Raw genomic sequence first — 25634 nt, 5'->3', positions numbered from 1 at the left:
TGGCCTGACTCAGGCGGGGAGGGTGAGAACCCCCGCCTTGCCATCCTTGCAGCCGAACGCCAATCGGCCGCCGCGCCCGTCCCAGGCGATCGCCGTGACGGCGCTGCCCTGAACCGCCGGCCGGACGAGCAGTTCAGCCGCATCGGTGAAGCGGACGAGCAGGATGCAGCCATCCTCGTAGCCCATGGCCAGCACCAGCGCCTTCGGGTGGAAGGCCACTTGGGTCACGCGGGCCGGGCGCACGCCGCATTCGCGTGGGGGCTTGCCGGTCGGCCCGTCCTTGGAATCGAACGGCCAGACGATCGCCGCCTCGGCGCCGCTCGTGGCCAGCCAGTTGCCGTCCCCCGACCACGAGAGGGAGCGGACCTTTCCGGGATAGCCCGACATCCGCATGTGGCCCTTGTCGGGTTGCAGCCGCCAGCCGTGCAGGGAGTTCTCCTGCATGGTCGTCACGACGAAGCGCCCATCGACGGACCACGACACGTCGATGTGCGAGCCCTTCCACGTCAGATCTTCCGGCGCGGTCTCGAGGTTCGGGTACCAGAGGCTGGCGCCGTTGTAGTGCGACACGGCGAGCCGGTAGCCCTTGGGCGCGAAGGCGAGACCCCGAGCCGATGAGGGGGCCTGAAAGGTCTTCTCCCGCCCCTTGGCATCGATGGCCACGACGTTGCGTCCGGCCGAGAAGGCGAAGGCGCCGTCCGGATGAAGGGCCACGGCGTCGATCCAGGCACCATTGGCGGCCTTCGCGATCTCACGGCTCGTGCCGTCTGCGACCGTCTCGACGATGCGGCCATCGTCACCGCCCGTCACCAGCCGACCCTTTCCGCCAGTCGCGACCAGTACGCCGCCTTCGGGATGGGCGGCGACGAGGGTCGCCTCGCCGTCACGGAGCAGCGCGATCTGTCCATCGGCCAGGGCGAGGGCGGCGACCTCTCCGAGCCAATGGGCCGCGACCGCATGGGCACCGGGTTCGTAGGCGACGACGTGGCTGGTGAGCGAGGCGGTGGAGATCGGTGAGCTCATGAGGCAACCTTTGCAGCCGGCCGTTCACGGGCGACCAGCAGGCTAGTGATCAAGGCCAGCACGGCCGCGACGAGTGCCGGGGCGATGAGGGCGTAGAGGTTGAGGGCCTGATAGGCCAGAGCACCGCACAGGGCGCCCACGAAAAGCGACAGCCAGACGAGCCCATCCCCCGCCCAAGCGAAGGGGGGACCTTTGCGTGTGATCGCCTCGGCGATCTTCTGGCCGAAGCCGAACAGGGCTCCGGTGACGAAGGTGGTCCCGGCCCGAAAGCCCTTCACGCGCGACAACACGGCATTCTGCGCCCCCATCGCCGTGGCCAGGGCGAAGCTCGCCCAGCCGGGCTCGGGCGCCACGAGGCCGATGACGAGCGCCCCCGCGACGAGGCCGGCTTCGACGGTCAGCACGGCGGGCGTCGCCCATCGGTCACCGATGAGGATCGCGACGAGGCTCCCCAGGATCGCCCCGAAGAGGAAGGACCCGATCAGCGCGAGCGGCAGCCATAGATGCATCGTCTCGCGTTCACCGGTCAGCACCGCGAGTTGCGTGATGTTGCCGCTCATGAACGACGTGTAGAGGCCTCCGAGCCGCACGAAGCCGAGCGCATCGACGTATCCGGCCAGCGCCGTGAGCGTCAGGCCCGTGGCCAACTGCCATTGCCGGTTCACGAACGCGCTCCGCACCCCGTCCGCGTGAACCATTCGTTAACCATGAAGGGGGCTCCGTTCACCGGTCCAGCGACGCGGTTAACACATCGCTCACCAGACCTGAGCAATTCGATGCATGTCCGGCGAACGCCGCACCGGGGGGACCTGTTTCCCCTGCGAACTGGCTCCGGGGCCATCGGCCTCGACCAGGCGAGTTGGAGTTGCGTCATGATCCCGTTCGCATTCGCCGTCCCGGCCGTCCCGCACCTCGCCCCGGCCGCCACCACCGTGCTGGTCGTGGAGGATGAGCCCACCGTGTGCGAGCTCGCGGCCGAAGCGTTGGCGGACGAGGGGTACCGGGTGCTCACCGCAGCGGATGCCTGGGAGGCCGAGGCCATCCTGTCCCGCGAGAGCGTGGATCTGCTCTTCACCGATATCGATCTGGCCCGCAACACGAACGGGATCGTGCTCGCCCGCCACGCGCGGGAACAATGCCCGCATCTGCCCGTCGTCTACACCTCCGGCGGCCGCGCTTGCCTCGCGAGTGGGGAAGCCGTGCCGGAATCCATCTTCGTCCCGAAGCCCTATCGCCCGAGCCAGCTCGTCGCGCTGACGAACGAGATCCTGCGCCCGGCCGAGTCCCACCACGCCTGAAAGGTTGAACGTCCGATGCGGCCCGTCCTCTCCGCCCTGATGTGCCTCGCTCTTGGCACGCTGACGTCGCAAGGGACGGCCTGGGCCGCCTGCGACGTGAAAGGCGCGAAGATCGAGGAGCAGATCGCCGCCAAACCGGACCTGCAGAAGGACGCCAACGCTCAGACGGTGCGAGACCTTCGTACGCTGCGCGATGCGGCCATCGTGCTGGACACCTACAAGTATCCTGGCGAGTGCGAGGTGCTGCTCGGCATCGCCCGCTCCCTCCTGTCCGATCCCGGCAAGACGATCGAGCAGGGCGGCGATACCGACGAGGACAAGGCCGAAGGCTTGGTCGAAGCGCGCAAGCCCAAAGCCGCACCGGAAAAGGCGGCTCCCGAGAAGAAGGCGGACTGATCCGTCTACTTCGCGCCGCCGCCGCTCAACCGCGCCTTCGCAAGGGCGCGGGACAGCTTGGCCGCGATCTCCCCGCGCAGGGCATCGGCCATCTCGATATCCGCGAGCCGCCACGAGAACCCGCGCAGCCTTAGGCGGATGCGGGTGCGCTCGGCCCGGGGGCCTTCCGGCGGAATGGGGATGACCACGGCGCGGAAGCCGCGCATCTCGGCCGCCGCGTAATAACTCGCCAGGCGGCCGAAGCCACGAATGGACAAGCCCCTCGTGCGCGCATCCTCGGGCTTCTTCAGATCGAGTTTCTCCGGCCAGCCATCATCCAAAAGGTCGATCACCGTATCCGGGGTCACGAGGCTTTCGGCCAGCGCCAGGGCGAGGCCGTAGGCTGCCTCGTTAAGGCGCTGCCGGTCGCGGGGGTCCAGGTCCTCGTCGGCATCGGTGGCGACCCGCACGGCGGCGACGATCTGCCGGACCAGCGAGAGGCGGAGGGTGCGGAAGTTGACGTGCCCCTCCACGTAGGCGGCATCGTGCCGCCGCACAGCATCGGCTAGGTTGTAGAGCGACCATAGCGGGCTCAGCGTGAACAGGATCCACGCGATCGCGATCGCGAGGGGGATCGCGAGCCAGCGCCTCATGGGTCTAAACCGGACCGGGCCGCGTCATACCCGCTCCGCCCAGGCCGAGAGGTGCGAGAAGCCCGCCACGACCCGCTCGTAGACCGGGCGCTTGAACGGCACGATCAGGCCGGGCAACTCATCGAACCGCGCCCAGCGCCACGCATCGAATTCGGGCTTGTGCGCGCCGCCGCCGGGGCGAAGGACGTCGATCAGGGCCTCGGACCCCGTGAATCCATAGGCGAACCATTTCTGGGTCTGGCCCCGGTAGCGGCCTTTCCAGGCCTGCTTCAACACCGCTGGAGGCAGGTCGTAAGACAGCCAATCCGGCACCTCGCCGATCAGGCGCAGGGCCTCGGGAGGGACGTTGGTTTCCTCGAAGAGTTCGCGCCGCGCTGCCGCCTCGGCATCTTCGCCAGGGTCGATGCCGCCTTGGGGCATCTGCCATTGATAGGGGCCATCGACATGTTCCGGCCCGGCATCCTGCCGTCTGCGGCCGACGAACACGCCGCCATCCGGCCCGATCAGGGTGATCCCGACGCAGGGCCGGTAGGGCAGGTCGCTCGATTCGCTTGTCTGTGCCATCGGGGCGGACCATAGGCCGCCGTCACGAGGCCCGGCAACGCGCATTTGCCTGAGATGCGATCAATCGGCCTTGGAAAGCCGCTTGGGTGCCCCCCGGAGCGCAACGCTGACGGGCACGAGGCGAATTCCCTTTGCATCGAGGTTGCGCGCCCAGCGGGCGATGCGATCGACGGACATGAGCGAGCCGCCCGATGACACCAGGACGAAGCCGTTGGCGCGGGCCTGCGCCTCGGCACGGGCCAGCTCCGCGTCGATGGCCTCCGGCCGGGGCACGGCATCGAGGACGATCTCGGCGCGCGCATAGGGCGTGCGCGTCTTGTTGGCCGGGGGAGGGCCCTTGGGCACGGTGCCGTCATCGACGAAGCCGAGACCCCGCGCGCCGATCTCACGCAGGATCGGTTCGAAGGCGGGATCCGCGATCAGCTTGCCTCCCATCAGGTTGACGAGGCCGACATAGCCGGGAAAGCGCGACATCGCCCAAGCCAAGCGCTCGCCATTCTCCGGCCCCTTCAGGGCCGCGAGAAGGGCCTGCGGGCCGGGATCGCTGTCAGGATAGTCGAAGGGCTCCATCGGCACCTGCAGGAACACCTCGTGCCCGGCATCGCGCGCACGGGCGGCGGCGCGCTCGACCTCGTTGCCGTAGGGCGCGAAAGCGAGGCTCACCGCCTGCGGCAGACGCGCCGTGGCCGCCGCCGTGGCCGATTGACCGATGCCGAGGCCGGTGACGAGGATGGCGATGCGAGCGCCGCTGCCCGGCTCTTCCGGACGCGCATAGACGTCGAGCGCCCGCAGGCGGCCTTCGCCGAGGCGGGGCATGATGCCGTGGCGCCCCTGTTCGGCAAGGCGCGGATCGGGCGCGGCGGCCAGCCTGGGCGCGCTGGCGGGGGGCACCCGGATCACCACGGCCTCACTCGGGGCCGTGCCCGGCGGGCGAAACACCGTCACGCCGGATGCGTTCTCGAATTCTTCGGCACTCCGCTGCTGCGGCGGCGCCGACTCGGCGGCCTGGGGCGGCGTGATGGCGGCGACGGCAGGCTTCTCAGGAGCCTTCGGCGCGGGTGGCGCATCGCGGAGGTCGATCATCGCCCGGGCGCTCGGCTCCCCACCCTGAGGGTCACCGAGGACTAAGAGCAGGCCGAAGGCGCTTGCCAGGAGGGCCGCCGCGATGCCGGTGACAGCCCAAGGCTGACGGGCGCGGGCGATCAGCCCGGCGGCGCGCGTCTTCGGCGGCGGGGTTCCGGCATCGTCGACCCCGAGGGGCCTGGTCAGGATATCGTCGGCGGGCTCGGTCACACGAAACTCGTCGCAGGAGCCAACCCGCAACCGAAAGCAGCGGGCGATCCTCGTCCATATCTGCCGGTTGGTATGGTTAACGTTCCGCTAATGCGCCGCGCTGATCAGCAACGGTGACGCTTTCCGGCCACGCTCCGGCAACCAACACAGCAAAGCTCAGACAGTGATTATCATAAGTAAATACAGAATAACTTATGTTGTCAGAATGCGACTTTGCCACATACCCAAGTTCTGATCCGATTAAGCGCAGCTGGGAACTTTCGCGCGACCAAAGCATCGATAATCGATGCCGTGATTGACATTCACGGCCCCGCTAGCGGAGCGATATGATGAGTACCGACGCGCGCGAAATCTACATCACTGCCTTAAAGAACACCCACGCGCTGGAAATGCAGGCGCTGCAAATCATGGAGCGTCAGGTCGAGCGATTGGAACGCTATCCGGAGATGGCGGACGCCCTTCGACGGCATATCGATGAGACGCACGGTCAGCGTCACAGACTCGAAGAGGCGTTGCACAGCCTCAACGAGACCCATTCCGTCATCAAGGAAGGCTTCCTGGGCTTCGTCGGCAACATGATGGCGCTCGGTCACGCGCCTGCGCAGGACGAGATCCTGAAGAACACCTACGCCAACCACGCCTTCGAGAATTTCGAGATCGCGGCCTACACGTCGCTTCTCGAAATCGGCGAGGTGGCCGGGCTCGCCGCGCACAAAGCAGGCTTCACGCAGTCACTCGACGAGGAGAAGGCCATGGCGCAGCGCGTCCATGACCTCATCGTGCCGACCACGCGGCGCTACGTCGAACTCACCGTCAGCGGCGCGAAGGCGGATCGCTGAACGAAAGAGGCCGGTGCCTTGGGGGGCACCGGCCTCGTGATCCTTAGTTCGGTAGGCTGGGCTTCGGCTGAGGCGCCTGGGTCCCGTTGGAAGCGCCCTTCTGGACACCGTGCAGGTAGTCCACCGCCGAGATCAGCTGCTTGTCCTTGGCCGGATCCGGCGGGACGTAGGCGCTGGACCCACCGCGCTCGTCGGTATCCTTCTGCTTGAGGTGGCCCTTCAAGCCGGCCTCGCCCTTCGTCTCGTCCTTGCCCTTCAGCTCGTCCGGCACGTCCTGCAGCACCTCGACATCCGGCTCGATGCCCTTGGCCTGGATCGAGCGGCCCGACGGCGTGTAGTAGCGCGCCGTGGTGAGGCGCAGGGCGCCCGAACCGCCGAGCGGGATGATCGACTGCACCGAGCCCTTACCGAAGGAGCGCGTGCCCATAATGGTCGCGCGCTTGTGGTCCTGAAGGGCGCCGGCCACGATCTCGGACGCCGAGGCGGAGCCGCCATTCACCAGCACCACGATCGGCTTACCCTTGGTCAGGTCGCCCGACTTGGCCGAGAAACGCTGCGTCTCGTCCGGGTTGCGGCCACGGGTGGAGACGATCTCGCCGCGGTCGAGGAAGGCGTCGGAGATCATCACCGCCTGATCGAGGAGGCCGCCCGGGTTGTTGCGCAGATCGAGGACGAAGCCCTTGATCTTGTCGTTGCCGATTTCGCTCGTGAGCTTCTCGATGGCCGCGCGCATGCCATCGAAGGACTGCTCGTTGAACTGCGTCAGACGGATGTAGCCGACATCCGCGCCCTCGACCTTCGAGCGCACCGGCTTGATCTTGATCGTGTCGCGGGTGAGCGTGACCTCGATCGGATCCTTCGACTCCTTGCGGGTGATCTTCAGCTTCACCTGCGAGTTCACCGGGCCGCGCATCTTGTCGACCGCCTGATTCAGGGTCAGCCCCTGCACCTGATCGTCATCGATCTGGGTGATGACGTCGTTGGCGAGCAGACCGGCCTTGGAAGCGGGGGTGTCGTCGATGGGCGTCACGACCTTGATCAGGCCGTCTTCCATCGTGACTTCGATGCCGAGGCCGCCGAACTCGCCCCGGGTCGTGGTCTGCATGTCGCGGAACGCCTTGGCGTCCATGTAGCTCGAATGCGGGTCGAGCGAGGTCAGCATGCCGTTGACGGCCGCCTCGATCATCTTCGACTCGTCGGGCTTCTCGACGTAGTCGGTCCGCACCTTCTCGAACACGTCACCGAACAGGCTGAGCTGGCGGTAGGTCTCGGCAGAAGCGGCGACAGCGCGGGGCCCGGACAGGAACTCCGTCTGGGTCGCCACCATCGAGGTGCCCGCGCCTAGGAAGGCGCCGAGCATAATCAGGGAAGTCTTGCGCATCAGCCGCGAACCTTCTCGCCAAGAATCTTGTCATTGGGGCTCTTCGCCCACCACGGCTCCGGGTCGATGGAGCCGCCATCTTTCTTGAACTCGACGTACAGGGTCGGATCTCCGTCTGGCCCTGGCGTCCCCTCGCCCATGGATCCCAACGGTTCGCCGGCCAGCACGAACTGCCCGACCTCGACGCTGATCTGGTCCATTCCCGCCAGCAAAAGATAGTAGCCGTCGCCAGCGTTGATGATCAAGAGTCGGCCATACGAGCGAAACGGCCCCGCGAACTGCACCCAGCCATCGGCCGGAGAGGCCACTGTGGCCTTGGGCCGCGTAGCGAAGGAGACGCCCCGCGTCGAGCCGCCGTTACCGTCCGGCTGGTTGAAAGCTCGCACGAGTCGGCCCGCGACGGGGCGCGGCACTTCGCCCCGCGCCTCCGCGAATTTGACCTTCGGTGCCAAGCGGACGGGATCGCGAAAGCCTGCTGCGGCAAAGCGTTCCTGCGTAACCCGCACCTCGCGCTCGGCGGCAGCCTTCGCCTCCTCGGCGGTGCGTTTGGCCGCGCTCATCTCACCCTCGACCCGTTCGAGGAGGTCCTTCAGGCTCTTGGCCTGAACGCCGAGTTCGGCCGCACGCTTGCGCTCGGCGGCAAGCCCGCTCTCGATTTCGGCCTGCCGCGCCCGGCGGGCGGTCACCAAAGCTTGAAGACGTTGCTGCTCCCGCGCCCAACCCGCGAGGTCCGCAGCGAGCCCTTCCTTGTCACGGGCGATGGCATCGCGAAGCCGCACCATTTCGGTGAGGTCGGCGGCCAGGGTATCGAGTTCGCCGCGCAGTTCCGGCACCACGGCGCCGAGCAGCATCGACGTCCGGATCGCAGCCAGCACGTCCTCCGGGCTCGTCAGCACGGCCGGGGGAGGGCGCCGCCCCATCCGCTGGAGAGCGGCCAGGATCTCCGCCACGGTGCCGCGCCTTGCCTGGAGGGAGCGCCGGATCGCCGCCTCGCTGTCGGTCATCGCCTTCAGGCGATCCTCCAGCCGGGTCATCCGCTCCTCGGTCGCCTGGGCCTGACGGCTTGCATCGAGAAGGGCCGAATCGAGCTTGGCGCGATCCGAGCCGATGGCGGCGATCTCCTTCTCGAATTGCGCTCGCTGCCCCTCGCTCGCCGCCAGAGCATCCTGCACGCGCTTCAGGTTCTCGGCGCGGCGATCGCGCTCCTGGCTCGCCTGCTGGATCTTTTCCTGATCCGGCGAGGCATCCTGCGGAAGGGCGGGCCTCGGCGCGAGGAGGATCAGGCTTGCCAGGACGAGCCGCGCCCCTCGCACGGAGGTCCCTCCCGCCTCTTTGGGGGAGGACACCCTGCAAAGCAGGCGGGACAGGAGTGGGAGGGCGCCGATCAACCCAGTCGAACGCACCGCGCCTACCCCGGCTCGCCGCGGTGATAGGGATGGCCCGCCAGGATGGTGAGGCTGCGGTAGATTTGTTCGAGGGCGAGCACGCGCACGAGTCCGTGGGGCAATGTGGCGGCCCCGAAAGACAGGATCAGGTCCGCGCGCGTCCGAATTGAGGCATCGAGACCGTCCGGCCCGCCGATCACCATCGCCAGGGCCGGCTTCGCGGCATCGCGCCACGCGGCGACCCGGCCCGCCAAAGCCTTGCTCGACACATCGGCGCGCCCGCGCTCGTCATAGGTCAGCAGGGCGCTTCCGGGTGGTAGCAGCGGCAACAGAGCCGCCGCCTCCTCGGCGGCACGGTCGGCGCCGCGCCGGGCCCGCGATTCCGGGATCTCGATCAGATCACAGGCGGGAAAGCCGAGAGTTCGGCCGAGTTGCGCGGCACGCTCGCGATAACGTGACGCCAGTTCGCGTTCCGGCCCGGCCTTGAGCCGCCCGACCGTGGCGATCACGAGGCGCAAGACGAAGGTCGATCAGCCTGCGGCGACACCGGCAGGACGATCCGCGCCCCACATCTTCTCAAGGTTGTAGAAACCCCGCACCTCTGGCCGGAAAATGTGCACCAGCACGTCACCGGCATCGATCAGCACCCAATCGCAGGCGGGCAGACCCTCGACACGGGCCGTGCCGAAGCCCTTCTCCTTCATTTCCTGAAGGATCTTGTCGGCGATGGAGCCGACATGACGCTGCGAACGACCGGAGGTGATGATCATCGTGTCGGCCAGCGAGGTCTTGCCGGCGAGATTGATCTCGACCGTCTCCTCGGCCTTCATCTCATCGAGGCACCCGAGCGCGAGTTCCCTCAGGGCTCCCACGTAGGCGATGCCTTTGTCCTCGGCATCCGCGGGGCGGGTCGGGGTTTCGGTGCGCACGGTCTCAGTGCGAAGGGTCTCGGGCAGCGTCCTAGTTCCTCATGGGGCCGCGTGGCGGCCTGATCGTTCCAAAGTGGCGGCTTCGGCCCCCGATTGCAACCGCTGTCTCGTGGGTGGTGCACCGGAACGATCGCCTCAGGGCCTGCGCAGAGCCTTCTTCGCCCGGATCGCGGTGGACGAGAGCTTCGAGCGCGGCCCATGCAGGAACACCCAGGCCGGAGGCCGCCGCCCGGCGAGCGTGATGGCCGCGGCCTCGGGGACGCGCGCCTCTGACAGACGGCGTGCCGCCTTCGCGGAAACCGGCGTAAGCGTCGAGCCGGGGCGGTCGATCACCGCGATCGGCATGAGCCGGGCGATGTCCCCCGCGCCGCGCCAGCGGTGGAAGGTCGCGAGCGAATCGGCTCCCATGATCCAGACGAAGCGCACCCCCGGCCGACGCCGTACGAGATAGCGCAGGGTCTGTACCGTGAAGCGCACGCCGAGCGCAGCCTCGAATCCCGTCACCGTAATCCTCGGATGGGCGGCGACGCGCGCGGCCTGCGCGCAGCGGTCCGCCAGCGGCGCGAGGCGACTGCGGTCCTTCAGCGGGTTTCCGGGGCTGACGAGCCACCACACCCTGTCCAGACGCAGGCGGCGTAGGGCCGTGGTGGAGACGTGAAGGTGGCCCTCGTGGGCGGGATCGAACGATCCGCCGTAGAGGCCGATCCGCATGCCGGGAACGCTCGGCGGCAGGATCAGCCGCACGAAGCGCGGCCGGTGAGGGCGTCGATCACGGACGCGTCTGGCCGCGACCGTGAACCCGGTACTTGAAGGTGGTCAGCTGCTCGACGCCGACGGGCCCGCGGGCATGCATCCGCCCGGTTGCGATGCCGATCTCGGCCCCGAAGCCGAATTCGCCGCCATCGGCGAATTGCGTCGAGGCATTATGTGCCACGATCGCCGAATCGACCTCGGCGAGGAAGCGCCGGGCAGCATCCTCATCGTCGGTGATGATCGCGTCGGTGTGGTGCGAGCTGTAGCGCTCGATATGCGCGATGGCCGCATCGAGACCGTCCACCACCCGCGCGGAGATCACCGCATCGAGATACTCGGTGCTCCAGTCCGCCTCGCTCGCAGGCGTGACGCGCGGATCGACGGCGCGGGTCGCCTCGTCGCCACGCACGGCGCAGCCTGAATCGAGCAGGGCGCTGACGAGGGGCTTCAGATGCGTCTGCGCGCAGGCGCGGTCCACGAGCAGCGTCTCGGCCGCCCCGCACACGCTCACCCGGCGCATCTTGCTGTTGAGCAGGACCGTGCGCGCCATATCGAGATCGGCGGCGCGATCGATATAAACGTGGTTGATGCCGTCGAGATGCGCGAAGACCGGTACCTTCGCCTCGGCCTGCACCCGTTCGACGAGGCTGCGTCCGCCGCGCGGGACGATGACGTCGACACAGCCATCGAGGCCCGCGAGCATCAGCCCCACGGCGGCACGGTCGCGAGTCGGCACGATCTGGATCGCGTCAGCGGGAAGCCCCGCCTCCTCCAGCCCCCGGCTCATGGCGCGGGCAATGGCCTGCGCGCTGCGGAAGCTGTCCGATCCCGCCCGCAGGATCGCGGCATTGCCGGCCTTCAGGCACAAGGCACCGGCATCGGCGGTGACGTTGGGGCGGCTCTCGAAGATCACGCCGATGACGCCGAGGGGCACCGCGACGCGCTCGATCAACAGGCCGTTCGGCCGCTCGATGGCGGCGAGCTGGCGCCCGACCGGATCAGCCAGGGACCCGACCATCGCCACCGCGTCGGCAATGCCGCCAAGGCGCTTGTCATCCAGGGTCAACCGGTCGATCAGCGCGGCGCTCTGACCGTTTTCGCGGGCGGCGGCGATATCGCGCTCGTTCTCGCGCAGGATCTCGTCCCGGTCGGCGCGCAGACGCTCGGCGATGCGTTGGAGGGCGATGTCCTTGGTCTGCGCCGAGGCCAGGGCCATGAGCCGGGCCGCCTTGCGCGCCCGGCGGCCGATGGCAGCCATCTGCTCCGGCAGCGCGTCCGCATCCGCGAAATCGGATTTGAGATTGAGGACGGGCATGCGGAGCCTCCGGCTTCCGGAGCTAAGGGGCCGCTCTCTTGGCACATCGCGCCGAGACCCGACAAGGGCCGCCACGTGCGGCCCCTCACGGGGGATGCGGCTAGAAGAGGGCGAGGTCGTCGCGATGGACCATCCAGGCGCGTCCCGGATAGTTGAGCAGTTCCGCGATCCGCGCGCTCGGATGGCCGATGATCAGGGCGGCTTCCGCACTGTCATAGCCGACGAGGCCGCGCCCGATGGCCCGGCCCTCGGCATCCCGGATCAGCACGGCATCGCCTCGCGAGAAATTACCTTCGACGCTGCGAACGCCCACAGGCAGCAGGCTCGCCCCGCCCGCAAGCGCCCTCGCGGCACCGGCATCGATGGTGAGGCTGCCGCGCGGTTCGAGAGACCCGGCGATCCAGGTCTTGCGCGCGGCCGTGGGCGTCGAGCCCGACAGGAACCATGTGCAGCGCGCCCCCTCCTGCACCGCCTTCAGCGGATTCTTGCTGCGGCCATCCGCGATCACGAGATGCGTGCCGCCCGCCACCGCGATCTTGGCTGCCTCGACCTTCGTGCGCATGCCGCCCCGCGAGAGTTCCGAAGCGGGACCACCGGCCATGGCCTCGATCTCCGGGGTGATGCGCTCGACCACCGGCAGATGGCGCGCGTCGGGGTCGGTGTTCGGCGGAGCGGTGTAGAGCCCGTCGATATCGGAAAACAGCACCAGCACGTCCGCGTCGATCATCGTCGCGACGCGGGCGGCGAGGCGGTCGTTGTCGCCGTAGCGGATCTCGGCGGTGGCCACCGTATCGTTCTCGTTGACGACCGGGACCGCGCGCAATTCGAGGAGCTTCTGAATTGTCGAACGGGCGTTGAGGTAGCGGCGGCGCTCTTCCGTGTCCTGTGGCGTCACGAGGATCTGCCCGGCGACGATGCCGTGATGCCCGAGGGCCTCCGCCCAATGGCGGGCGAGGGCGATTTGCCCCACTGACGCGGCGCCCTGGCTTTCCTCAAGCCGCAACGCCCCCGGCGGCAGGCCCAGAACCGTCCGACCCAGGGCGATGCTACCCGAGGACACGACCAGCACGTCGACGCCCCGCGCATGCAGTTCGGCGATATCCTCGGCCAGCGCCGACAGCCACGCATGGCGCAGGCGACCGCGGGCACTGTCGACCAGAAGGGCCGATCCGACCTTGATGACGACGCGGCGGAAGGTGTCGAGGGCGGGGATCATGAGTCTCGTCGGGCGCTATCGCGCGAGATGTGGCGGAAGACGGCCCGTTTGAACAGCCGAGCCGCCGCATGGAGGGGTCGCCGTCGCTACGGCTGCCACGCCTCCGCGACCGGCGCCTCTTCCGCGCGGCCCGCTTCGATGGCGTCCTGCAACGCCCGCAGCGCCTCCGGCACGCCCTTCCGGCTGGCCGAGGAGAGCACCAGCGGTGCCTTGCCCGCCGCGCGCTTCAGCTTGGCGGTCTGGCTCTTGAGCGTCTCCGGGTCGAGGGCATCGGCCTTCGACAGGGCGACGATCTCCGGCTTGTCCGCGAGGCCGTGCCCGTAGGCCTCGATCTCGCCGCGCACGAGCTTGTAGGCCTTGCCCGCATGTTCGCTGGTGCCGTCCACCAGATGGAGCAGGACGCGGCATCGCTCCACATGGGCCAGGAACTTGTCGCCGAGGCCCACGCCCTCATGCGCACCCTCGATCAGGCCGGGAATGTCGGCGAGCACGAATTCGCGTCCGTCGGACCGCACCACGCCGAGTCCGGGGTGAAGCGTCGTGAAGGGATAATCCGCGATCTTCGGCTTGGCCGCCGTAACGCTCGCCAGGAAGGTCGACTTGCCCGCGTTCGGCAGACCCACCAGCCCGGCATCGGCGATGAGCTTGAGGCGCAGCCAGATCCACATCTCCTGGCCTTCCAGGCCAGGGTTGGCGTGCTTCGGCGCACGGTTGGTGGAGGTGGTGAAGTAGGCGTTGCCGAAGCCCCCGTTGCCGCCCTTGGCGAGGCGGACGCGCTGGCCGATCTCGGTCATGTCGGCAATGAGGGTTTCCCCATCCTCGGCGAGAACCTGCGTCCCGGCGGGCACCTTCAGCACGGCATCCGCCCCGGACGCGCCGTGGCAGTTGGAGCCCATGCCGTGCTCGCCCTTCTTAGCCTTGAAGTGCTGCTGGTAGCGGTAGTCGATCAGGGTGTTGAGGCCCTGGACGCACTCGATCCAGACATCGCCGCCGCGCCCGCCGTCGCCACCGTTCGGGCCGCCGAATTCGATGAACTTCTCGCGCCGGAACGACACGCAGCCCGGGCCACCGTCACCGGAGCGGACATAGACCTTGGCTTCGTCGAGGAACTTCACAGCACGTCTCGTTTCCACGGGCGGGCCGCACGAAGCGGCTCCGCCTCTTTACCTCATTCCGCCGCCGCAAGCGCGGGGACGTCGCCGCCCTGCAGAACGAGCCAGCGGCCCCGCTCCAGGCGAAAGTGATCGGTCTCGCTCTCCGTCCCGCGGGCTGGGCCATGCTGGAAGGACCGGCCGCTCCAAACGAAACCGGTCTTCTCCAGAACGCGGCGGGACGCCGGATTGGTCACCCGCGCCGAGGAGTCGAGACGCGCCGCCGGGGTCCAGGCGAACCACGCATGGACCAGGGCCTCCGTTGCCTCGGACATCAGTCCGCCGCCCCAGTAGGGACGGCCAAGCCAGTAACCGAGACGGCTCCTGCCGCCCTCGGCCTCGGGGGCGATCTCGATCATGCCGATCGCCCGGCCGGGCCGTGCCCGCTCGCAGAGCGCGAGGGTCAGACCCGTCCCGGACGCGTTGGCCGCCCGGCTCGACACCAAAAACTCATCCACCGCCACCCGGTCGAGGGGCAGGGGGATGCGAGCCGTCATCTCTGCCACCGCCGGATCCCCGGCCAGCCGCTGGATGGATTCGGCGTCGCGGGCGGTCGGCCAGCGCAGCCACAGGCGGCGAGTCTCGATCCGGAAGACGTCGTCGCGGAACAAATCTGGGAACATGGCGCCCTCACCGGCACCGCTCCCCTCGGGATTGCGGCGCCCAGAGACGACGAAGGGGAGGATGGCGTCCCATCCTCCCCGGTATTCCGTCAGACCAGTCCCGATGAAGGGCGGCTCACGATTCCGGTCTGGTGTGGGACACCGTCGCGGGACGCTCGCTTCGCCTTTCGGGCGCCCGCCTGTTACTCCGCGGCCTCAGCCAGCGGTACCACGGCTACGAAAGCGCGCCCGCGGCGCGTCTCGAACTGCACGGTGCCGGGTTTCAGCGCGAACAGGGTATGATCCTTGCCCATGCCGACATTGGCGCCGGGGTGCCACTTGGTGCCGCGCTGACGCACGATAATGTTGCCCGGAATCACGGACTCCGAACCGAACTTCTTGACGCCGAGGCGCCGGCCTTCCGAGTCGCGGCCGTTGCGGGACGAGCCGCCTGCCTTCTTGTGTGCCATCTCTGGAACTCCGAATCTGTCTGAGGGGTCGCGCGGATCGCGGGCCTAGTTCGGCCCGCGCTCAATCACGCGGAGATGCCGGTGATGCGGACCACGGTGTGGTCCTGACGGTGGCCGCGCTTGCGACGCGAATTCTGGCGGCGGCGCTTCTTGAAGGCGATGACCTTCTTGCCCCGGCCGTGGCTGACGATCTCGCCCGTGACGTTGATGCCCGACAGGGTCGGCGCGCCGACCTGGGTGGCGCCAGCGCCATCGGCGAAGAGGAGAACCTCACCGAAGGTCACGGACTCGCCGGCTTCACCCGCGAGGGTGGCGACGGTGATGGTATCGTTGGCGGCGACGCGGTATTGCTTGCCGCCCGTCTTGATGACTGCGAACATCGTTCTCTCGTGCTCTCGAACGGTCTCCGGATGCCTCGCGGCGGACCCTGGACCGGCTTCTTGTTTGAGTCATTGACCGGGCGTGCCGGGCAACGCGAAGACGCACGGATCCTGCCAGCAGGCCGCGCGTATCCGGGCTCCTTAGTGTGCGGGGCCGTCGTCTGTCAATGCTCGGTGAACGGCTTGCTCAGCGAACCAGCACATCCGTGGCGACGCTGCCCTGCGGCCCGAAGGCGTCGAAGGCGGCATCGCAGAACGCCGCCTTGCCATCCGCCGCAAGGCGGCGACGCAACTCCGTCGCCCGGTTGCGGAGCTTGGCTTCCAAGGTCGCTTCCTGCGCCGGGGCGACCTTGGCCGCGAGCCGCAGGGTGGTCAGCCGCCCGGCCTTCAGGTGCGTACCGGGACAGTTCTGCTCCGCGAGAATCGTGGTCGCCGCCGCCTCGGCATAGGCGTCGAGGGGGCTGAGCGGCGGGGACCCGGTGGCGTCGCCCTCGGCAGCCTGCGCACCCGCCGCACCAAGAACGAGCGCAAGCGCGAGAATCCCGGCACGCCGCATCATGGCGCGGCCTTGAATTCACCCGCGATCCGCAAGGTGACCTCATCCCCGACCATGGGCAGATACGCGTTCATCCCGAAATCGGACCGCTTGATCACGGTCCGGCCCTCGAAGCCGACCGTGTAGCGCCGGTCGACCGGGTTGGTGCCCGCCTGCGTGAAGGTGGCATCCACCGAAACCGGCTTGGTTACGCCGCGCAGGGTGAGATCCCCGGTGATACGGGCGGTGGTGGGGCTCGTCGGCTCCACCCCGGTCGCGGTGAAGCTCGCGGTGGGATGGGTCGCCGTGTCGAAGAAGTCCGCTCCGGCGAGGTGCTGGTCGAGACGGCTGCTGCCCGTCAGCACGCCGGAGAGCGGCACGGTGGCGCTGAGACGACTCTTGGTCGGCGCCTTCGGATCGAGTTCCAGGGTCGCGCTCACCCCGGTGAATTGGCCGTAATAGGTCGAGTAGCCGAGGTGGTTGACCGACCACGTGATCTTCCCGTGGTCCGGATCCAGCACATAGGAGCCCGCCCGCACCTGGTTCGGATCCTGGGTCGGATCGGCTGGCGGCTCCTGCGCGAATGCAGCGGAGCCGTGGAGAAGCAGAGCCGCGAGGGCGAGGACAGTGACGCGCATCGGAGGATCGTCTGTCGGGGTGACCTGACGCGGCTCTTTCCACGAAGCCGCCCGTCGCTCAAGGTCGCGGCTTCCGCGAAGGAGCGGCGACGCACGTTCCCCTTTGGCTCGCCGTGCTCTATCCCCCCGTCATCGGACGGACGGACAGGGCATGATCGGCAAGCTGAAGGGCATCGTCGATTCCTTCGGAGAGGATTTCGTGATCCTCGACGTACAGGGCGTGGGCTACGTGGTGCACTGCTCGGCGCGCACGTTGCAGCGCCTTCCCGCGGCGGGGGAGGCGACCTCCCTGTCGATCGAGACCTTCGTGCGCGAGGACATGATCCGCCTCTACGGCTTCCGGTCGGATGCGGAGCGGGAATGGTTTCGCCTGCTCCAGACCGTTCAGGGCGTCGGCGCGAAGGTGGCTCTCGGCGTGCTTTCGGTGCTGGAGCCGCCCGCGCTCGCGAACGCCATCGCCATGGGCGATAAGGGTGCCGTTGCCCGCGCGCCCGGCGTCGGCCCCCGTCTCGCAGCCCGGCTCGTGGCCGAGTTGAAGGACAAGACCCCCGCCTTCGCTCCCGTGGATCCGGCCCTCGTCGCCCTGTCCGAAGACGTGGCGGAGGGCAAGGCCCCCCAGCCGATCACAGACGCCATCTCCGCCCTCGTCAATCTGGGCTATCAGCAGGCACAGGCCTCGGCCGCCGTCGCCGCCGCCTTGAAGAGCGCGGGCGAGGGGGCAGAGGCCAAGGTTCTGATCCGCCTGGGGCTGCGCGAACTCGCGCGCTGACGCACCGTCCACCGCCGTGACTGACGGGCCCTTCAGACCGTCGCACCGATCTCGGAGAGGGCCGTCGTCAGAACGCAGCAGAAGCCGCTCTCGTTGAAGTCGGTGCGGACCTCACCGCCCGCCAAGCCGCGCTCGATCAACCGCGTCCCGAAGCCCTTGCGGGCCGGGGCCTTCACCACCGGGCCACCGGTCTCCCGCCACGACAGGCGCAGAAGCGTGCCATCGTCGGTCCATTCGACCTCGACCCGTCCCTGCTCATGGCTGAGGGCACCGTACTTCACGGCGTTGGTGGCGAGTTCGTGCAGGAGAAGAGCGAGGGAGAGCGCCGCCCCTGGCCCGATATGGAGGGAGGGCCCTTGCAGATGGAACCGCTCCGGTCCGTCCGCATGGAGCCCCAAGGAGCCACGCACCACCTCCGCGAGATCCGCCGCATCGCGACGCCCCGCCAGCAGGATGTCGTGCGCCTTGCCGAGTGCGATCAGCCGCAATGACAGGGCGTCCCGGGCCGAATCCAGATCCGGCGCATTACGCATCGTCTGGCTGGCCATCGACTGCACCAAGGTCAGCGTGTTCTTCAGCCGATGCGACAACTCGCTGTTGAGGATCCGTCGTTCGTCCTCGGCCTGGACGCGCGCCAGGGCCGCCTGCGTGCGGTCCGCGACCGTGCGCATGAACAGGATCTCCTTGTCAGAGATCGGATGCGGACGCTCGTAATGGACATAGACCAAAGCGGTGAGGCGTCCGCGAACGAGGATCGGTACGTTGACCAGCATCCGGATGCCGAGTGACAGCAGCGCCCCCGCCAAGGCCCTGTCGTCGGTGAGACAATCGGCGATGATCACCACCTCGCCGCGCTTCAGGTCATCGATGAAGCTGCCGAAATCGCGGAACGCGTAGAGACCGATGAGATCCATGGCCCCGGGCGCGTGCCAGCCCGGTAGCATCCGGACCGTCTCGCGCAACGGATCGACCGTGCCGTAGCCCGCCCGCACCGCACCGAGCGCCCCCGCCATGATGCGCGCCGCCGAGCGGGCGATGGCCTCGATGTCGTCGATGTCGCGCAGGGCATCACCGAGAGCGATCAGCGCATCCTTGCGCAGATCGGTGGCCTTGCGGTCGGTGATGTCGAGGGCGACGCCGGAGAACCGCTCTGGCCGCCCGTCCCCATCCAGGGTGAAGCGTCCGCGCGCATGAACCCAGCGGACCGGCCCGCCCGGTGGACACAGGCGGTAATCCTCGGCGAACTCTCCGCCCTCGGCCATTCCCTGGGCGATCCGCGCCTGAACCCAGTCGCGATCCTCGGGGTGAATGTTGTCGAGGTAGGTGGCCGAGGGCGCCCCGTCCGGCGTTGCGGCAAGATCCACCCCCGCGAGGCGTGTGAAGGAATCGCTCGCGTAGAACCGGTCGCCGGGAATGTCCCAGTCCCACCAAGCCAGGAAGCCGGACGCCGCCGAGGCGAGGCTGAGGCGCTCCTCGCTACGGGCGAGGGCTGCTTGGCTCTCCCAGAGGGCTGCGGTCAGCGCTCGCTCGACCCGCGGCTCGGCATCGAGCACCACAGGGCCTTGGCCAGGCTCACCGTGGCCGAACGTATGCAGCGCCGCGCGAAGCCGCACGTTCTCGGCCTCCAACTCCGCGAAGCTCCGGGCCCTCTGGTCGTTCCGAGTCACCGCTGGTCGCCGATTCAACTTCCGGTTGAAGAGATGAGCAATATCGCCGATTCTCGAAGAGGCACAATCACCGCAGAGTGCGCCAGAACATGTGTGTGTGGCGCCTGAAACTCCCCTGACGGCTCAACGCGATCGGGGGGCTCGACGCGGGGCGGCCACAGTCCGCGCGACCCGACCTTCAGGGGGCCGCGACCATTCCGCCCTTGACCGCGCGGTCGCATGCTGGCATCTCCCCCTCGCGCTAAGAGCTTGAAAACTTTGTAGTTTTTAAGAATTCCAAACTGGGCGCGACCGGAACATGGATACCACGATCGCATGATCGTCTGCTCCTGCAACGTCCTGTCTGACGGCGCCGTCCGTTCCTGCCTCAGCCCGGGCCCGGGCTGTCCGCGCACGCCTGCACAGGTCTACGCTTGCCTTGGTTGTAGTCCGAAGTGCGGACGGTGCGCTCGCACCATCCGCGAGATCATGCGTACGGCTTTGGGAGAAAATATTCCCGCCATCGAGCCTGCCCATGCTTGCACGACAGCTTGCGCTAGCGCTTGTACTCTGGTGAAGCTCCAAAGAGCGGAAGAGCGGGTCGAGGCCTGAGGGGGGCTGACCATCTTCCGGAGCCATTCTTTGGGAGTACGGGAATGAAGGGCGACACCAAGGTCATCGAGTATCTCAATCGCGGCTTGCGCAGCGAATTGACCGCGGTGAGCCAGTACTGGCTGCATTTCCGCATGCTCAATGACTGGGGCTACGTGGAACTGGCCAAGTTCTGGCGCAAGGAATCCATCGAAGAGATGAACCACGCGGACCGGTTCATCGACCGGATCCTGTTCCTCGAGGGCTTCCCGAACCTGCAGGAGCTGGACCCGCTGCGGATCGGCCAGAACGTGGAAGAGATCCTGCACTCCGATCTCGCTGCCGAGAACGAGGCTCGCTCGCTTTATCTCGAAGCTGCGAAGTACTGCGATTCGATCAACGATCGCGTGTCCAAACGCCTCTTCGAGGATCTGGCCGAGGACGAAGAAGGTCATATCGACTTCCTCGAGACGCAGCTGGAACTCATCAAGCAGGTCGGCCTGCCGCTCTACGCGCAGAAGCACATCGGCGGCCTCGAGCAGATCGCCCCCGAGAAGGAGTAAGGCTCAAGCTCTAGGGCTTGGAGCCTGAAAGACGGGGTCCCACCCGAGGGCGGGACCCTCTTTGAGACGACGAAAGACGGACAGGGTTAGATGCGGCTCGTCGTGGTCGGCGCCGAGGGGCGCATGGGTCGAATGCTGGTACGCGCCGTGGCGCAGGCCGAGGGCTGCACCCTCTCGGCGGCCATCGAACGCGAGGGCTCGGCTGCCCTCGGGCAGGATGCCGGAACCCTGGCGGGACTTCCGGCGCTGGGCGTCGCCGTCACCGACGACCCGCTCACCGCCTTCGCCGCCGCCGATGGCGTGCTGGATTTCACGGCCCCGGCGGCCACGGTGCATTTCGCCGAACTCGCCGCGCAGGCCCGTATCGTCCACGTCGTGGGGACGACCGGCCTGTCGGATGACGACCTCGCCAAGCTCAAGGCCGCCTCCTACCACGCGCGCATCGTGCGTTCCGGCAACATGTCGCTGGGCGTGAACCTGATGGCCGCGCTGGTGCGCAAGGTGGCCGCGACGCTCGGCGCAGATTTCGACATCGAGATTCTGGAGATGCACCACCGCATGAAGGTGGACGCTCCCTCGGGCACGGCGCTCCTGCTGGGCGAGGCCGCCGCCGAAGGGCGGGGCGTCGATCTCCCCTCTGTCCGCGTCTCGACGCGCGACGGCCATACCGGCGCGCGCAAGCCCGGCGATATCGGCTTCGCCACCTTGCGGGGCGGCTCGGTCGTTGGTGATCACAGCGTGCTCTTCGCGGGCCCCGGCGAAACGCTGACCATCAGCCACCATGCCGCCGACCGGGGGCTGTTCGCCTCGGGCGCGGTGAAGGCGGCCCTGTGGGCGCATCCGAAGCCGCCGGGCCTTTACTCTATGGCCGACGTTCTGGACCTGTGAACGGCCACGCTCTTTTATAACCTTAAGCGGATCACCACCCTTTGGGCTTGCGCCCGTGGCTGCTAGGAGCCCGGACGATACCGGCAGACTCGCCGCGGCTACGAACCCAGAGACACTGTTATGGAGCGCCTGCTCGTCCTCGCTCGGCACGGTCAGAGTGAGTGGAACCTCAAGAACCTGTTCACGGGTTGGCGCGACCCGGGCCTGACCGATCGCGGCGTCGAGGAGGCGGTGAAGGCCGGGCGCTGGCTGAAGAGCGAGGGCTACGGCTTCGACGTCGCCTTCACCTCCAATCTCGGCCGGGCCCAGCGCACCTGCGCGCTCATGCTCGAAGAGATGGGCCTCTCGAACATCGAGGTGCTCCGCTCGGAGGCCCTCAACGAGCGCGATTACGGCGACCTGTCCGGCCTCAACAAGGACGATGCCCGCGCCAAGTGGGGGGCGGATCAGGTCCATACGTGGCGCCGCTCCTATGACGTGGCGCCCCCCGGCGGCGAGAGCCTGAAGGACACCGCCGCCCGCGTGCTGCCCTACTACATCGAGACGATCCTGCCGCGCGTCATGTCCGGTCAGCGGGTGCTGGTCGCGGCTCACGGCAACTCGCTCCGCGCCCTGGTGATGGTTCTCGACCATCTCGGGCCCGCAACGATCGCCGGTCTCGAGATCGCCACGGGCGTGCCGCTCGTCTACCGCCTGAACGACAACACGACAGTCGCCTCGAAGTCGGTTCTGGAGCGCGATATCGACGTCTCGTGAGTGTCGAACTCCGCCCCGGCCTGATCCATCATCCGGGCTTCCTCGACGAGGCGGCCCGGGTCCGGCTGGCCGGGGAGGTCGCTGCCATTCTCGCCACCGCACCGCCCTTCACACCCCGGATGCCGCGCACGGGCAAGCCGTTCTCGGTGCGGATGGGCGGCGCAGGGCCGCTCTGCTGGGTCTCGGACGAGGCGGGCTACCGTTACCAACCGCACCATCCCGTCACGGGCGAGCTCTGGCCGCCGATCCCGCCCACGGCGCTCGCCGCGTGGGACGAACTGGCGCCCGACGCGCCACCGCCGGAAGCCTGCCTGATCAACCTCTACGGGCCCGAGGCCCGCATGGGGTTGCATCAGGACCGGGACGAGGAGGATTTCGACGCTCCCGTCCTGTCCCTGTCGCTCGGCGCCCCGGCGCTGTTCCGGTACGGCGGCCTGTCCCGCTCGGACCCGACACGCTCCGTCCGCCTGATGTCGGGCGACGCCGTGGTGATCGGCGGCCCCTCGCGCCTCGCCTTCCACGGCATCGACCGGATCTACCGCGAGCCCGATCTGCTGGCGCAGGACCCATTGCCCGGCCTGCTTCCACCGGGCGGGCGCTGCAATCTCACCCTCCGGCGGGTGACACGCTCCCATGCGGTAACGTGAACACCCGGATCCCCCAGCCCTCGCTTGACTCCTGATGCACGGCGTCGGACCCATCGTGCGGGCCTGCTCCGTCAGGAGCGGCAATGGAGAGCGTTGAGTTTCATGCCGTTGCGCGATCTCAGGTTGCCTCTTGCGGCGCTGCTCGTCGTCGCGGGGCTGATGCCCGCATCGGCGGCGGACAGGGTGTTCCCGGCGGGCTCCCGCTTCGGCTTCGAGCCACCCTCGGACATGGTACCCTCTCGGCGCTTCTCCGGCTTCGAGCGCGAGGGCGGCGGCGCCACCCTGTCGGTGGTGGAATTGCCGCCGAACGCCTTTCCGGAGCTCGTGAGCGGCTTTACCGACGCCAACCTGCGTAGCCAGGGCTTCGCCATTTCCAAGAAGGAGCCGATCAAGGTCGGTGACAACGAGGCGATGCTCTACACGGGCGAGCAGCCGAACGATCCGGCCAATTCCGGCCAGACGATCAACAAGTGGATCGTGGTGGTCGGCACGCCGAGCGTCACCGGTCTCATCATCGCCCAGGCGACCCCGGATGCCGAGACCGAGGAGACGATGCGCAAGCTCGTCACCGACGTCACCGTCCGTGGTCCCCTGTCGCTGACCGAGCAGGTCGATGCCTTGCCCTTCCGCATCGGGGACGCGGCGGGGTTCAGGCCCATCCGGGTGCTCGCGGGCAATTCCGTGCTGCTGACCAAGGGTCCGAAGGACCAGATGCAGAACCTGGAACAGCCGATCCTGGTGATCGCCCAGGCCGTGCAGCCGCCGCCCACGGCCGAGCAGCGCGACGCCTTCGCCCGCGCTGCCCTCTACGCGAACCAGACCATGAAAGACTTCGTGATCGAGCGTGCTCAGAGCTACCGTTCGAACGGCATCGATTGGCACGAGATCGTGGCGCGGGCGACCGACATGCCCACCAACAAACCGGTGGTGGTCGCCCAAACGATCCGCTTCAACCCCGATGGGTATCTCCGCGCCGTCGGCGTCGTCCGCGAGGATCAGCGCGAGGGCGTGCTCGCCAATTTCCGGCAGGTGGTGGACAGCATCCAGATCAAATGACGGACGGCGCATCCGGGCATGTATTATGCCTCTGACGGGTGACGTCGCCGAACGGTCGCGGGATGGCTGATTTCCGCAGCTTGGAAGTGTTTTACTGGGTCGCCACGCTGTCCAGCTTCCGCCGGGCGAGCGAGCAGGTGAACACGACCCAGCCCGCCGTGTCGCAGCGCATCGCCGCGCTGGAGCACGAATACGGCACGCTGTTCGAGCGGCGCAGCCGCGACGTGGCGTTGACCGAGCGGGGGAGGGTGCTGCTCGGCTTCGCCGAACGCTTCCTCGCCCTGCAAGCCGAGATGATCGCCGCCCTCGACGAGACCGGGCGGACCACCGGCACCCTCCGCCTCGGCGTGTCCGAGACCATCGTGCATCTCTGGCTGTCGCGCTTCATCGAGCGGATGCGCGCCGAGCATCCCGGGATCGGGGTCGACATCACCGTCGATATCTCCCCGAACATGCAGGCGGCGCTCGTCGCCAACGAACTCGATCTCGCCTTCCTCGTCGGCCCCATCACGGTGCCGAGCCTTGTGAACCGCACGCTGTTCCAGGCGCCGGTCGCGTGGATCGCCGCGCCGGGCCTCGTGCCAGATGACGAGCCGCTGAGCCTCGGCACCCTGATGCGCCACCCCCTCGTCACCTATCCGCGCAACACAAGTCCCTATGTCGAATTGCGCGACCTCGTGCTGCGCGCGAACCTGCTGCCGAGCCAGATCCACACTAGCGCGTCGCTGGCGACCATCGTGAAGATGGGGATCGAGCGGCTCGGTATCTGCGTGATCCCGCCCGACGTCGTGCGGGACGAGTTGTCCTCCGGTACCTTGCGCGTCCTGCCGGTGGAGCAGGCGCTGTCCGACCTCACCTTCACCGCAACCCACGCCAAGCGCTCGGAAGGGCATTTCGTGGTCGATGCCGCCCGCATCGCGGAGGAGGTCGCGCGGGACTGGGCCGCCGCCCGATAAGGCCGGGTTATCGCCCGCCATTCGCAAAGACGATTGGCGCATAAAGCGGCGCAATGGGAACGTGTCTCTTAAGGCGGCAAATCGACCGCGAAACGCGGCGAGAATGCGACCGCCGCGAGGGAGACATCCGGTGAGCGAACAAACCGACGCCCCCCATCCGGCCACGGCTTTCGAGGATGCACGCGCCGTCCGGCGGGCCATCCGCTCCGGTGAATGGCGGGGACACACGTCCGGTCTCGCCCCGGCCCATGTGCAGGGCAACCTGATGATCCTGCCCGCGGCACTTGCCCCGGATTTTCAGCGCTTCTGTCAGCAGAACCCCAAGCCCTGCCCGGTCATCGGTGTGTCGCAGCCCGGCGCCCGCGATCTGCCCATCCTCGGCGCGGATCTCGACATCACCACCGACGTGCCCGGTTACCGCATCTACGAACGAGGCGAGATGGTCGCCGAGGTCGCCGACCTGAGGGACCACTGGCGCGACGACCTCGTGACCTTCGTGCTCGGCTGCTCGTTCTCGTTCGAGGCGGCCCTGATCGAGGCGGGCATCCCCCTTCGCCATGTCGCGCAGGGGCGCAACGTCGCCATGTACAGGACCTCGATCGAGACCATTCCGGCCGGTCCGTTCCACGGTCCGCTCGTGGTCTCCATGCGACCGATGAAGGCTGCGGACGCGATCAAGGCCGTGCAGATTACGGCGCGGGTTCCGGCGGTGCACGGGGCCCCGGTCCATCTCGGCGACCCGAGCCTGATCGGCATCCGCGACATCGCCAAGCCCGACTTCGGCGATCCGGTCGCCATCGAGCCCGACGAGATCCCGGTCTTCTGGGCGTGCGGGGTGACGCCCCAGGCGGTGGCCATGGCCGCGCGCCTGCCGCTGTGCATCACTCATTCCCCCGGCTTCATGCTGGTCACCGACCTGCTGAACCGCGACCTGCCGTTCGTGTGAAACCGAATTTCCAGAG

31 protein-coding genes are annotated in these 25634 nt (G+C 68.0%); 12 read left to right on the top strand and 19 right to left on the bottom strand.

From position 1 onward, the window contains the following. Positions 1-9: 9 nt before the first annotated feature. Positions 10-1023, bottom strand: a complete 1014-nt coding sequence (locus tag J4O73_RS16025) for a WD40 repeat domain-containing protein (RefSeq protein WP_426218867.1) — start codon at positions 1021-1023, stop codon at positions 10-12. After that, complete coding sequence (locus J4O73_RS16020) at positions 1020-1688, bottom strand: YoaK family protein (protein WP_426218866.1); 669 nt, start codon at positions 1686-1688, stop codon at positions 1020-1022. The genes J4O73_RS16025 and J4O73_RS16020 overlap by 4 nt, the downstream gene beginning before the upstream one ends. A gap of 207 nt (positions 1689-1895) precedes the next feature. On the opposite strand from J4O73_RS16020, the gene J4O73_RS16015 reads away from it, so the two are divergent. Both J4O73_RS16015 and J4O73_RS16010 read left to right on the top strand, forming a co-directional pair. Then, positions 1896-2321 (top strand): response regulator, encoded by a 426-nt coding sequence (locus J4O73_RS16015; RefSeq protein WP_378971417.1) that lies wholly within the window; start codon positions 1896-1898, stop codon positions 2319-2321. A gap of 15 nt (positions 2322-2336) precedes the next feature. After that, entirely contained in the window at positions 2337-2717 is a 381-nt protein-coding gene (locus tag J4O73_RS16010) for a photosystem reaction center subunit H (protein ID WP_426218864.1), read from the top strand. Positions 2718-2722: 5 nt separating this feature from the next. Here the strand turns inward: J4O73_RS16010 and J4O73_RS16005 are convergent, their stop codons facing one another. The 3 genes from J4O73_RS16005 to J4O73_RS15995 are packed head-to-tail and all read right to left on the bottom strand — an operon-like array spanning position 2723 to position 5206. Then, positions 2723-3349 carry a DUF2939 domain-containing protein gene (locus J4O73_RS16005; RefSeq protein ID WP_426218862.1) on the bottom strand — a complete coding sequence of 209 codons (627 nt, stop codon included), beginning with the start codon at positions 3347-3349 and terminating at the stop codon, positions 2723-2725. A 24-nt stretch (positions 3350-3373) separates the two neighbouring features. Further along, positions 3374-3913 carry an RNA pyrophosphohydrolase gene (locus tag J4O73_RS16000; RefSeq protein WP_426218860.1) on the bottom strand — a complete coding sequence of 180 codons (540 nt, stop codon included), beginning with the start codon at positions 3911-3913 and terminating at the stop codon, positions 3374-3376. 60 nt (positions 3914-3973) lie between these two features. After that, positions 3974-5206, bottom strand: a complete 1233-nt coding sequence (locus J4O73_RS15995) for a divergent polysaccharide deacetylase family protein (protein ID WP_426218858.1) — start codon at positions 5204-5206, stop codon at positions 3974-3976. Positions 5207-5535: 329 nt separating this feature from the next. Here J4O73_RS15995 and J4O73_RS15990 point away from each other — a divergent pair, with 329 nt between their 5' ends. Then, on the top strand, positions 5536-6045 hold the full coding sequence (locus J4O73_RS15990) for a ferritin-like domain-containing protein (protein ID WP_426218857.1): 510 nt from the start codon (positions 5536-5538) through the stop codon (positions 6043-6045). Between the two features lie 43 nt (positions 6046-6088). Here the strand turns inward: J4O73_RS15990 and J4O73_RS15985 are convergent, their stop codons facing one another. The 13 genes from J4O73_RS15985 to J4O73_RS15925 all read right to left on the bottom strand — a co-directional run bounded on the left by J4O73_RS15985 (position 6089) and on the right by J4O73_RS15925 (position 16800). Next, a complete protein-coding gene (locus J4O73_RS15985; protein ID WP_426218855.1) occupies positions 6089-7426 on the bottom strand; it encodes a S41 family peptidase in 1338 nt (445 codons plus the stop codon). Further along, entirely contained in the window at positions 7426-8739 is a 1314-nt protein-coding gene (locus J4O73_RS15980) for a murein hydrolase activator EnvC family protein (RefSeq protein WP_426218853.1), read from the bottom strand. The genes J4O73_RS15985 and J4O73_RS15980 overlap by 1 nt, the downstream gene beginning before the upstream one ends. Before the next feature lie 95 nt (positions 8740-8834). Then, positions 8835-9329: a 23S rRNA (pseudouridine(1915)-N(3))-methyltransferase RlmH gene (rlmH, locus tag J4O73_RS15975; RefSeq protein ID WP_426218851.1), complete on the bottom strand. Its 495-nt coding sequence runs from the start codon at positions 9327-9329 to the stop codon at positions 8835-8837. Between the two features lie 12 nt (positions 9330-9341). After that, positions 9342-9740: a ribosome silencing factor gene (gene rsfS, locus J4O73_RS15970; RefSeq protein ID WP_426218850.1), complete on the bottom strand. Its 399-nt coding sequence runs from the start codon at positions 9738-9740 to the stop codon at positions 9342-9344. A 135-nt stretch (positions 9741-9875) separates the two neighbouring features. Next, positions 9876-10451, bottom strand: a complete 576-nt coding sequence (locus tag J4O73_RS15965; protein ID WP_426218980.1) for a nicotinate-nucleotide adenylyltransferase — start codon at positions 10449-10451, stop codon at positions 9876-9878. A gap of 58 nt (positions 10452-10509) precedes the next feature. Then, positions 10510-11808, bottom strand: coding sequence for a glutamate-5-semialdehyde dehydrogenase (locus J4O73_RS15960; RefSeq protein WP_426218848.1), 1299 nt, complete (start codon positions 11806-11808; stop codon positions 10510-10512). 100 nt (positions 11809-11908) lie between these two features. Continuing rightward, positions 11909-13024: a glutamate 5-kinase gene (gene proB, locus J4O73_RS15955; protein ID WP_426218846.1), complete on the bottom strand. Its 1116-nt coding sequence runs from the start codon at positions 13022-13024 to the stop codon at positions 11909-11911. A gap of 86 nt (positions 13025-13110) precedes the next feature. Then, positions 13111-14139: a GTPase ObgE gene (gene obgE / locus J4O73_RS15950; RefSeq protein ID WP_426218844.1), complete on the bottom strand. Its 1029-nt coding sequence runs from the start codon at positions 14137-14139 to the stop codon at positions 13111-13113. Between the two features lie 53 nt (positions 14140-14192). Beyond that, entirely contained in the window at positions 14193-14798 is a 606-nt protein-coding gene (locus J4O73_RS15945; protein ID WP_426218842.1) for a GNAT family N-acetyltransferase, read from the bottom strand. Positions 14799-14980: 182 nt separating this feature from the next. Then, the gene (gene rpmA, locus J4O73_RS15940) at positions 14981-15247 is read right to left on the bottom strand and encodes a 50S ribosomal protein L27 (RefSeq protein WP_426218840.1); all 267 of its coding nucleotides are present in this window, start codon (positions 15245-15247) and stop codon (positions 14981-14983) included. A 65-nt stretch (positions 15248-15312) separates the two neighbouring features. Next, entirely contained in the window at positions 15313-15627 is a 315-nt protein-coding gene (rplU, locus tag J4O73_RS15935) for a 50S ribosomal protein L21 (RefSeq protein WP_426218839.1), read from the bottom strand. Between the two features lie 187 nt (positions 15628-15814). Then, positions 15815-16186, bottom strand: a complete 372-nt coding sequence (locus tag J4O73_RS15930) for a hypothetical protein (protein WP_426218837.1) — start codon at positions 16184-16186, stop codon at positions 15815-15817. Next, positions 16183-16800: a YceI family protein gene (locus tag J4O73_RS15925; RefSeq protein WP_426218835.1), complete on the bottom strand. Its 618-nt coding sequence runs from the start codon at positions 16798-16800 to the stop codon at positions 16183-16185. Before J4O73_RS15925 ends, J4O73_RS15930 begins: the two co-directional genes overlap by 4 nt. Positions 16801-16951: 151 nt before the next feature. Between J4O73_RS15925 and ruvA the strand changes: the two genes are divergently transcribed. Further along, the gene (gene ruvA, locus J4O73_RS15920; RefSeq protein ID WP_426218833.1) at positions 16952-17569 is read left to right on the top strand and encodes a Holliday junction branch migration protein RuvA; all 618 of its coding nucleotides are present in this window, start codon (positions 16952-16954) and stop codon (positions 17567-17569) included. Positions 17570-17601: 32 nt separating this feature from the next. Here ruvA and J4O73_RS15915 read toward each other — a convergent pair whose 3' ends face one another. Next, entirely contained in the window at positions 17602-19236 is a 1635-nt protein-coding gene (locus J4O73_RS15915) for a sensor histidine kinase (RefSeq protein ID WP_426218832.1), read from the bottom strand. 315 nt (positions 19237-19551) lie between these two features. On the opposite strand from J4O73_RS15915, the gene J4O73_RS15910 reads away from it, so the two are divergent. The 8 genes from J4O73_RS15910 (at position 19552) to J4O73_RS15875 (ending at position 25618) form a co-directional block, all read left to right on the top strand. Next, positions 19552-19827 (top strand): (2Fe-2S)-binding protein, encoded by a 276-nt coding sequence (locus J4O73_RS15910; RefSeq protein WP_426218830.1) that lies wholly within the window; start codon positions 19552-19554, stop codon positions 19825-19827. Between the two features lie 44 nt (positions 19828-19871). After that, complete coding sequence (bfr, locus tag J4O73_RS15905) at positions 19872-20369, top strand: bacterioferritin (RefSeq protein ID WP_378971461.1); 498 nt, start codon at positions 19872-19874, stop codon at positions 20367-20369. A 90-nt stretch (positions 20370-20459) separates the two neighbouring features. Next, positions 20460-21257 carry a 4-hydroxy-tetrahydrodipicolinate reductase gene (gene dapB, locus J4O73_RS15900; RefSeq protein WP_426218828.1) on the top strand — a complete coding sequence of 266 codons (798 nt, stop codon included), beginning with the start codon at positions 20460-20462 and terminating at the stop codon, positions 21255-21257. A 120-nt stretch (positions 21258-21377) separates the two neighbouring features. Further along, positions 21378-22013: a 2,3-bisphosphoglycerate-dependent phosphoglycerate mutase gene (locus J4O73_RS15895; RefSeq protein WP_378971466.1), complete on the top strand. Its 636-nt coding sequence runs from the start codon at positions 21378-21380 to the stop codon at positions 22011-22013. Continuing rightward, positions 22010-22660, top strand: a complete 651-nt coding sequence (locus tag J4O73_RS15890; protein ID WP_426218826.1) for an alpha-ketoglutarate-dependent dioxygenase AlkB — start codon at positions 22010-22012, stop codon at positions 22658-22660. Before J4O73_RS15895 ends, J4O73_RS15890 begins: the two co-directional genes overlap by 4 nt. 102 nt (positions 22661-22762) lie before the next feature. After that, positions 22763-23716, top strand: a complete 954-nt coding sequence (locus tag J4O73_RS15885; protein ID WP_426218824.1) for a hypothetical protein — start codon at positions 22763-22765, stop codon at positions 23714-23716. Between the two features lie 62 nt (positions 23717-23778). Then, on the top strand, positions 23779-24672 hold the full coding sequence (locus tag J4O73_RS15880) for a LysR family transcriptional regulator (protein WP_426218822.1): 894 nt from the start codon (positions 23779-23781) through the stop codon (positions 24670-24672). Positions 24673-24802: 130 nt separating this feature from the next. Continuing rightward, positions 24803-25618, top strand: coding sequence for a putative hydro-lyase (locus tag J4O73_RS15875; protein ID WP_426218820.1), 816 nt, complete (start codon positions 24803-24805; stop codon positions 25616-25618). Positions 25619-25634: the final 16 nt, after the last annotated feature.

Source organism: Methylobacterium sp. NFXW15 (genome assembly GCF_049887755.1).
Taxonomy (GTDB): domain Bacteria; phylum Pseudomonadota; class Alphaproteobacteria; order Rhizobiales; family Beijerinckiaceae; genus Methylobacterium.
This window is presented reverse-complemented; position numbering and strand designations above follow the sequence as displayed.

Coding starts and splice junctions, on each gene's coding strand:
- J4O73_RS15930 (WP_426218837.1), bottom strand. CDS start 16,186: ATGATGCGGCGTGCCGGGATTCTCGCGCTTGCGCTCGTTCTTGGTGCG.
- J4O73_RS15990 (WP_426218857.1), top strand. CDS start 5,536: ATGAGTACCGACGCGCGCGAAATCTACATCACTGCCTTAAAGAACACC.
- J4O73_RS15945 (WP_426218842.1), bottom strand. CDS start 14,798: ATGTTCCCAGATTTGTTCCGCGACGACGTCTTCCGGATCGAGACTCGC.
- rpmA (WP_426218840.1), bottom strand. CDS start 15,247: ATGGCACACAAGAAGGCAGGCGGCTCGTCCCGCAACGGCCGCGACTCG.
- J4O73_RS16000 (WP_426218860.1), bottom strand. CDS start 3,913: ATGGCACAGACAAGCGAATCGAGCGACCTGCCCTACCGGCCCTGCGTC.
- dapB (WP_426218828.1), top strand. CDS start 20,460: ATGCGGCTCGTCGTGGTCGGCGCCGAGGGGCGCATGGGTCGAATGCTG.
- proB (WP_426218846.1), bottom strand. CDS start 13,024: ATGATCCCCGCCCTCGACACCTTCCGCCGCGTCGTCATCAAGGTCGGA.
- J4O73_RS16015 (WP_378971417.1), top strand. CDS start 1,896: ATGATCCCGTTCGCATTCGCCGTCCCGGCCGTCCCGCACCTCGCCCCG.
- J4O73_RS15895 (WP_378971466.1), top strand. CDS start 21,378: ATGGAGCGCCTGCTCGTCCTCGCTCGGCACGGTCAGAGTGAGTGGAAC.
- J4O73_RS16025 (WP_426218867.1), bottom strand. CDS start 1,023: ATGAGCTCACCGATCTCCACCGCCTCGCTCACCAGCCACGTCGTCGCC.
- J4O73_RS16010 (WP_426218864.1), top strand. CDS start 2,337: ATGCGGCCCGTCCTCTCCGCCCTGATGTGCCTCGCTCTTGGCACGCTG.
- J4O73_RS15965 (WP_426218980.1), bottom strand. CDS start 10,451: ATGCGGATCGGCCTCTACGGCGGATCGTTCGATCCCGCCCACGAGGGC.
- J4O73_RS15885 (WP_426218824.1), top strand. CDS start 22,763: ATGCCGTTGCGCGATCTCAGGTTGCCTCTTGCGGCGCTGCTCGTCGTC.
- J4O73_RS15910 (WP_426218830.1), top strand. CDS start 19,552: ATGATCGTCTGCTCCTGCAACGTCCTGTCTGACGGCGCCGTCCGTTCC.
- ruvA (WP_426218833.1), top strand. CDS start 16,952: ATGATCGGCAAGCTGAAGGGCATCGTCGATTCCTTCGGAGAGGATTTC.
- J4O73_RS15960 (WP_426218848.1), bottom strand. CDS start 11,808: ATGCCCGTCCTCAATCTCAAATCCGATTTCGCGGATGCGGACGCGCTG.
- J4O73_RS15880 (WP_426218822.1), top strand. CDS start 23,779: ATGGCTGATTTCCGCAGCTTGGAAGTGTTTTACTGGGTCGCCACGCTG.
- rplU (WP_426218839.1), bottom strand. CDS start 15,627: ATGTTCGCAGTCATCAAGACGGGCGGCAAGCAATACCGCGTCGCCGCC.
- J4O73_RS15985 (WP_426218855.1), bottom strand. CDS start 7,426: ATGCGCAAGACTTCCCTGATTATGCTCGGCGCCTTCCTAGGCGCGGGC.
- bfr (WP_378971461.1), top strand. CDS start 19,872: ATGAAGGGCGACACCAAGGTCATCGAGTATCTCAATCGCGGCTTGCGC.
- J4O73_RS16005 (WP_426218862.1), bottom strand. CDS start 3,349: ATGAGGCGCTGGCTCGCGATCCCCCTCGCGATCGCGATCGCGTGGATC.
- J4O73_RS15925 (WP_426218835.1), bottom strand. CDS start 16,800: ATGCGCGTCACTGTCCTCGCCCTCGCGGCTCTGCTTCTCCACGGCTCC.